We start from the raw sequence: 6,779 nt of genomic DNA on the forward strand, positions 1-6,779 counted from the left end.
CGGCAACTTGCCCGCCAGGGTCGTCAGCACCTGGCCGGCCTGAGATCCCGACACGCGGACCACGGCGATCGCGCTCGGCGCCCGGCCGGACGACAATGCAAAGATGGTCTGGTCTCGCGGATGCATGGCCTATTTGTCCGGCTACCGGCGAAAAGGCAAATGTCCCTTCCGGATGACAAGAAAGCACCGCTTGCTGCGCTGTATGCTGCAGCAAACGAGCATATTGCAACGCAATATCACTTCAGCATTTTGCTGCGCTTTTCCCAGCCTCGACCCACAAGGGCATCGAGCCCTCTATGATTATTATTATAAATCAACAGCTTAGGTAAGAGGCCTTCCAACATCGCGCTGGCTTCCATGCTGCACATTCTCTGCAACAAACCCGCACAACAAAAAGGGCGCCCGAAGGCGCCCTCTAAACTTCTGCAACCTATGCTGCACTGCACTCAGGTGTTCATGGAGTCGAAGAACTCGGAATTGCTCTTGGTCGAACGCAGCTTGTCGAGCAGGAAGTCGATCGCGTCCATCGTCCCCATCGGATTGAGGATACGGCGGAGCACGTACATCTTCTTGAGCACCTGCGGGTCGGTGATGAGCTCTTCCTTGCGGGTGCCGGAGCGCGAGATGTCGATCGCCGGGAACGTACGCTTGTCCGAGACCTTGCGGTCCAGGATCAGTTCCGAGTTACCGGTGCCCTTGAACTCTTCGAAGATGACTTCGTCCATGCGGCTGCCGGTATCGACCAGCGCGGTCGCGATGATGGTCAGCGAGCCGCCCTCCTCGATGTTGCGGGCGGCACCGAAGAAGCGCTTCGGGCGCTGCAGCGCGTTGGCGTCGACACCGCCGGTCAGCACCTTGCCGGATGACGGCACCACGGTGTTGTAGGCGCGGCCGAGACGCGTGATCGAATCGAGCAGGATCACGACATCGCGGCCATGTTCGACCAGGCGCTTTGCTTTTTCGATCACCATCTCGGCGACCTGGACGTGACGCACCGCCGGCTCGTCGAAGGTCGACGACACGACCTCGCCCTTCACCGAGCGCTGCATGTCCGTGACTTCTTCCGGACGTTCGTCGATCAGAAGCACGATCAGATAGCACTCGGGGTGATTGTGCGTGATCGAGTGCGCGATGTTCTGCATCAGCACGGTCTTACCCGTGCGCGGCGGCGCCACGATCAATGCGCGCTGACCCTTGCCGATGGGAGCGACGATGTCGATCACGCGTGCAGAAAGGTCTTTCCGCGTCGGATCGTCGATTTCCATGCGGAAACGCTGATTCGGAAACAGCGGCGTGAGGTTGTCGAAATTGACCTTGTGCTTGGCCTTTTCCGGGTCCTCGAAATTGAGCGTATTGACCTTCAGCAGCGCGAAATAGCGCTCGCCCTCTTTCGGGCTGCGGATGTGGCCTTCGATGGTGTCGCCGGTGCGCAGGCCGAAACGGCGGATCTGCGACGGCGAGACGTAGATGTCATCAGGGCCGGGCAGATAATTCGCATCGGGCGAGCGGAGGAAGCCGAAGCCGTCGGAGAGCACTTCGACGACGCCCTGGCCGACAATGTCGGTCTCGGCGAGTGCAAGCTGCTTGAGGATGGCAAACAGCAGCTCCTGCTTTCGCATCGTGCTGGCGTTCTCAACCCCATTCTCCTCCGCAAACGAGACGAGTTCGGCCGGCGTTTTGGACTTGAGGTCTTCGAGTTTAATTTCCCGCATTGGGGTGGTCCTGTGGGGTAACCTTGGGAGGGGTGCGAGGAGGCTCTGAAATGCGGACGCGAGAAGATAAGGTCCGCAGGTCTGGCAAGGTGGGTGCCGGTAAGGCTTCAAACCTGATGCAGTGTCCGGCCTCTGGAAAGCTCAGACAAAACCACATCCGCCTGCGTTGGGTGGGATATCGCCAATATAGAAAATCGCTCCCTGTTCCGCAAGCCGAAGCGCTGAGCTAATCGTCACGCACCCTGCCTAGAACGGCTTCACGATCACCATGATGACGATCAAAATCATCAGGACGGTCGGCACCTCATTGATAATCCGATAGAATTTCTGGGACCGCGGACGCCTGTCGGCGGCGAAATCCTTCAGCCAGCGGGAAAAAAAGCCGTGGACCGCGGAGAGCACCAAGACCAGTGCCAGTTTTACGTGCAGCCAGCCAAACGAGAACCAATGGCCTGACCAGGCGAGAAAGAGCCCGGCGATCCAAGTGACGATCATCGCCGGATTGATGATGGCCTTGAGCAGCCGGCGTTCCATCACCTTGAACGTTTCCGACTGCTTCGAGCCGATCTCGGCCTCGGAATGATAGACGAACAGCCGCGGCAGATAGAGCATGCCCGCCATCCAGGAGATGACGGCGATCACATGCAGCGCCTTGATCCAGAGATAGACGTCTTCGAACATTTTCGCGGCCCGGCTTGCTGCCCAGCGAAAGGATCTGGGGATAGTAAGAACTCGTTAAGGTCTCACCGTGCACACATATCCGTCTGAAGCGCCTTCCTCAAATCTAGAATCTTAGATTCTTAAGGTTTGAGTCTATGTGACCGTGGATTGGACTCATGCAATTCCGTCCGCGGGTTCACGTGCGCTTGTTCACACCCATCAACATATCCCGATGGCCCCTGGCGCCTTGCGATAAGTCGGCCAGCTTCAAAGGCTTGCGCCTTTCTGTCGGCGGCTTATCAAGAGAGTTGTCCGCGCAATCCCGTTTCCATCCCGGCAGGCCCGCGAACTTGTTCAGATGGGCAGCGGTGTGAAGAAAATTGGCACTTGTCCCGCCCCTGGTGTCGCGCAACCCTTTCCGAGGGGTTAAGCTCCACAGAAATCCACAAACCACACCGCCTTCATACAAAGAGTTTTTGTGCCAACCTCGAACAATTATTTCCATCTGCACCTCGTCTCGGACTCCACCGGTGAGACGCTGATCACCGTGGCGCGGGCGGTCGCGGCCCAATACGCCAACGTGACGCCGGTCGAGCACGTCTATCCGCTGGTGCGCAGCCAGAAGCAGCTCGATCGGGTGCTCGACGAGATCGAGGAAGCCCCGGGGATCGTGCTGTTCACGCTGCTCGAGAAGGATCTGGTCTCCAGGCTCGAGGACAAGTGCAAGGGGATCAACGTTCCGAGCCTGTCGATCATCGGCCCGGTGATGCAGCTGTTCGAAGCCTATCTCGGGGCTGCGACCACCGGCCGCGTCGGCGCTCAGCACGTCCTCAACGCGGAATATTTCAAGCGCATCGACGCGCTGAATTACACGATGATCCACGACGACGGCCAGCACGTCGAAGGCCTCGACGATGCCGATGTCGTCCTGGTCGGCGTGTCCCGCACCTCGAAAACGCCGACGTCGATTTATCTCGCCAATCGCGGCATCCGCACCGCCAACGTGCCGCTGGTTCCGGGCATTCCGGTGCCCTCGCAATTGGAGACGCTGACCCGGCCGCTCGTGGTCAGCCTGCACGCGACGCCGGAACGCCTGATCCAGATCCGTCAGAATCGCCTGCTCTCGATGGGGACCGACTCCGGCAACGACACCTATACTGACAGGCAGTCGGTCACCGAGGAGGTCGCGTTTGCGCGCAAGCTCAGCGCCAAGCATGATTGGCCGCTGCTGGACGTCACGCGTCGCTCGATCGAGGAAACCGCGGCGGCGATCATGAAGCTCTACAGCGATCGCCAACGCAACCGGCCTTCCGGATAGTTTTCGCGATGGGTCTGTGGCTCGGCAAATCTCCGTTGATCCTGGCCTCGCAAAGCGGCGCGCGGAAGCTGCTGCTGGCGAATGCCGGTCTCGAATTCAAAGTGATCACGGCTGATATTGACGAGCGCGGTATTCAGGCTGCGTCGAAGCTTTCGAACCCGCGCGAGATTGGCTTGCTGCTGGCGCGCGAAAAAGCCAAAGCCGTCTCGGCGCATTATCCCGGGAGCTATGTGATCGGCGCCGATCAGACCCTGGCTCTTGGCGACGTTCTCTTCAACAAGCCCGCAGGCCGTCCGCAGGCCCTGGCGCAATTGCGTGATCTGGCCGGCAACAGCCACGAGCTGAATTCGGCGGTGGCCATGGCGCATGACGGCAAGATCGTGTTCGAAGACGTCTCGATCGCCCGCATGACCATGCGAGAGATGACCGAGGACGAGCTTGCAGCCTATCTGGATGCCGCCGGCGACGCCGTCACGACCAGCGTCGGTGCCTATCAGCTCGAAGGGCTCGGCATCCATCTGTTCGAGCGCATCGAAGGCGACCATTTCACCATTCTCGGCCTGCCTTTGCTGCCGCTGCTTGCGTTCCTGCGACGCGAACGGCTAGTTGCCGTGTAAATGACCGACATGGCTGTAGGTTGATGCGAATCCTGGGACTGACCGGCTCGATCGGGATGGGAAAATCCACCACCGCGAAACTGTTCGCGGAGGCCGGTGTACCCGTCTACGACGCCGATGCCGCCGTGCATCAGCTCTATGAGGGCGAGGCCGCCCCCGCGATCGAGGCCGCCTTTCCCGGCACCACCGTGAACGGCAAGGTCGACCGGCCAAAGCTGTCGGCGCGCGTCGTGCACGATCCCGCCGCGATCAAGCAGCTCGAGCAGATCGTCCATCCGATGCTCGGCGCCTCCCGGCAAAAATTCTTCGCCGAGGCGGAAGCGGCCAACGCGTCGGTCGTGGTTCTCGATATCCCGCTGCTGTTCGAAACCGGCGGCGAGAAGCGGGTGGATGCCGTGGTCGTGGTCTCGACCTCGCCGGAACTCCAGCGTGAGCGGGTGCTGGCGCGCGGCACCATGGACGAAGCAAAGCTCGACGCCATCATCGCCAAGCAGACGCCCGATGCCGAAAAGCGCCGGCGCGCCGATTTCGTGGTGGATACGTCACACGGACTGGAGCCGGTGCGCGCGCAAATCAAGCACATCCTGGCCGAGGTCGTTAAGATGCCGCACCGGCGAACCTGATTCGCCGCCTCACGGCTCCCACGACCCTGATCTCAACACATGCGCGAAATCGTTCTCGACACCGAAACCACCGGCCTCGATCCGCTCCGCGGCGATCGCCTGGTCGAAATCGGCTGCGTCGAGATCTTCAACCGCATGCCGACGGGGCAGAGCTTTCACGTCTACATCAATCCCGAACGGGACATGCCGGCGGAAGCGTTTGCGGTGCATGGGCTGTCGGCCGAGTTTCTGGCGACGAAGCCGCTGTTCCACGAGGTCGTCGACGAGTTCCTGGAATTCATCGGCGATGCGCCGCTGGTGATCCACAACGCTTCGTTCGACGTCGGCTTCATCAATGCCGAGCTCGATCGCATCAAGCGTGCGGCGATCCCGCGCGAACGGCTGGTCGATACGCTGCTGTTGGCGCGTCGCAAGCATCCCGGCGTGTCCAACCGGCTCGACGATCTCTGCTCGCGCTATGCGATCGACAATTCGCACCGCACCAAGCACGGCGCGCTGCTGGACGCCGAGCTGCTGGCAGAGGTCTATGTCGATCTGGTCGGGGCGCGGCAGTCGCAGCTGCTCCTGGCGTCGGACGCTCAGGAGATTCGCGTCAATGCGGCGGGCGATGCGCCGCGGCGGCAGCGCTTGGTGCCGCTTGCGCCGCGGACGTCGGACGCCGAGCGTGAGGCCCACCGGGCCTTCATTGCGACGCTCGGCGACAAGGCGATCTGGAACGAGTATCTCGTCGCTCCAGCTGCCCCTCCGGCTGGTTAGGCCTTACTTAGGCTTGGCCGGTCTGGCCACCCTGAGCGGCCATTTGCCGCTCCATGTTCTGGCGATAGAGACCGACGAAGTCGACCGGATCCAGCATCAGGGGCGGGAACCCGCCGTCGCGCACCGCGGTCGCGATGATCTCGCGGGCGAACGGGAACAGCAGGCGCGGGCACTCGATCATGACCAGCGGATGCAGATTCTCCTTCGGCACGTTGGCGATGCGGAACACGCCGGCATAGGCGAGCTCGAACGAGAACATGATCTTGCCCGCCGTCTCCGCCTTGCCCTCGACCGACAACGTCACCTCGAACTCCTGTTCGCTGAGATTGTTGGCGCTGACATTGATCTGGATGTTGATCTGGGGCGGCTGGCTCTGCTGCTGGAGCGAGCTCGGCGCGTTCGGATTTTCGAACGAAAGGTCCTTGGTATATTGCGCCAGCACGTTGAGCTGGGGAGCCTGGGCCGCCTCGGGAGGGGTGCCGTTACCGTTGGTCATGAGAGTCTCTCCTTACCCGATTGGGGCTGAATTTCGCGGCGGTTGGCTAACATATGGCCGCCTCGTTCCACAAGGACGAACGGTCCCGGAGGGGAATTCGGGCCGCGCCCGCAACTGTGACGATCACCCGGCCTTTTCCGCAAATTCGCGCCTTAAACGATTGAAGATGCGCGATTTCCGGGCAGGATCGGGTTTCCCCTTAAGCATAAAACGCGCTACACTCGGCGCTGTGCCAAAAGGCGCCATTGGCCGGGCAAGATTTCGTGCCTACATCCCACGGACCTGACCCGGACCTAAAATGGCGATGTAGACTTGCCGTTCCCGTATGGAACGGTCTACTGGCCGGATTGATTTTCCCGGCGACGACCCCAAAGCGAAGACCCAGAGCAAAGACCAGAAAGCGAATACGACGTGGACATCTACACCATCATCTTCCTGGCGCTGGCGGTCTTCATCTTTCTGCGGCTGCGCAGCGTGCTCGGGCAGCGGACCGGCAACGAGCGGCCGCCGTTCGATCGGACCGCCGCCCGCAATGCGTTGGGGGGTGCCCAAGACAACAACGTCGTGACCATGCCGGGCAAGGTGATTGACCAGGCC

General features: G+C 61.1%; 7 protein-coding genes and 1 pseudogene. 5 read left to right on the top strand and 3 right to left on the bottom strand.

Annotated features, from left to right (window positions below; genetic code table 11):
• Window positions 1-446 precede the first annotated feature (446 nt).
• Both rho and hemJ read right to left on the bottom strand, forming a co-directional pair.
• Entirely contained in the window at window positions 447-1,712 is a 1,266-nt protein-coding gene (gene rho / locus MOV75_RS22500) for a transcription termination factor Rho (RefSeq protein WP_008133567.1), read from the bottom strand.
• Between the two features lie 246 nt (window positions 1,713-1,958).
• Window positions 1,959-2,393, bottom strand: coding sequence for a protoporphyrinogen oxidase HemJ (hemJ, locus tag MOV75_RS22505; protein ID WP_246929739.1), 435 nt, complete (start codon window positions 2,391-2,393; stop codon window positions 1,959-1,961).
• Window positions 2,394-2,850: 457 nt separating this feature from the next.
• Between hemJ and MOV75_RS22510 the strand changes: the two genes are divergently transcribed.
• From MOV75_RS22510 to dnaQ, 4 genes are read left to right on the top strand one after another with little or no spacing between them, the layout of a single operon-like run.
• The gene (locus MOV75_RS22510) at window positions 2,851-3,690 is read left to right on the top strand and encodes a pyruvate, water dikinase regulatory protein (protein ID WP_212243263.1); all 840 of its coding nucleotides are present in this window, start codon (window positions 2,851-2,853) and stop codon (window positions 3,688-3,690) included.
• Window positions 3,691-3,698: 8 nt separating this feature from the next.
• A complete protein-coding gene (locus MOV75_RS22515) occupies window positions 3,699-4,307 on the top strand; it encodes a Maf family nucleotide pyrophosphatase (protein ID WP_246929738.1) in 609 nt (202 codons plus the stop codon).
• 23 nt (window positions 4,308-4,330) lie between these two features.
• A complete protein-coding gene (gene coaE / locus MOV75_RS22520; RefSeq protein ID WP_246929737.1) occupies window positions 4,331-4,930 on the top strand; it encodes a dephospho-CoA kinase in 600 nt (199 codons plus the stop codon).
• Between the two features lie 39 nt (window positions 4,931-4,969).
• The gene (dnaQ, locus tag MOV75_RS22525; protein WP_246929736.1) at window positions 4,970-5,686 is read left to right on the top strand and encodes a DNA polymerase III subunit epsilon; all 717 of its coding nucleotides are present in this window, start codon (window positions 4,970-4,972) and stop codon (window positions 5,684-5,686) included.
• A 7-nt stretch (window positions 5,687-5,693) separates the two neighbouring features.
• On the opposite strand, the gene secB is transcribed toward dnaQ, so the two are convergent.
• Window positions 5,694-6,182, bottom strand: coding sequence for a protein-export chaperone SecB (secB, locus tag MOV75_RS22530; protein ID WP_246929735.1), 489 nt, complete (start codon window positions 6,180-6,182; stop codon window positions 5,694-5,696).
• A 411-nt stretch (window positions 6,183-6,593) separates the two neighbouring features.
• Between secB and MOV75_RS22535 the strand changes: the two are divergent.
• Window positions 6,594-6,779 (top strand): annotated as a pseudogene (locus MOV75_RS22535) (calcium-binding protein); the annotation flags it as partial.

The organism is Bradyrhizobium sp. PRIMUS42 (assembly GCF_023006515.1).
Classification (GTDB): domain Bacteria; phylum Pseudomonadota; class Alphaproteobacteria; order Rhizobiales; family Xanthobacteraceae; genus Bradyrhizobium.

What these genes read in the sequence shown, in the direction of transcription:
- dnaQ (WP_246929736.1), top strand. Translation starts at nt 4,970, where the DNA reads ATGCGCGAAATCGTTCTCGACACCGAAACCACCGGCCTCGATCCGCTC.
- MOV75_RS22515 (WP_246929738.1), top strand. Translation starts at nt 3,699, where the DNA reads ATGGGTCTGTGGCTCGGCAAATCTCCGTTGATCCTGGCCTCGCAAAGC.
- hemJ (WP_246929739.1), bottom strand. Translation starts at nt 2,393, where the DNA reads ATGTTCGAAGACGTCTATCTCTGGATCAAGGCGCTGCATGTGATCGCC.
- secB (WP_246929735.1), bottom strand. Translation starts at nt 6,182, where the DNA reads ATGACCAACGGTAACGGCACCCCTCCCGAGGCGGCCCAGGCTCCCCAG.
- coaE (WP_246929737.1), top strand. Translation starts at nt 4,331, where the DNA reads ATGCGAATCCTGGGACTGACCGGCTCGATCGGGATGGGAAAATCCACC.
- rho (WP_008133567.1), bottom strand. Translation starts at nt 1,712, where the DNA reads ATGCGGGAAATTAAACTCGAAGACCTCAAGTCCAAAACGCCGGCCGAA.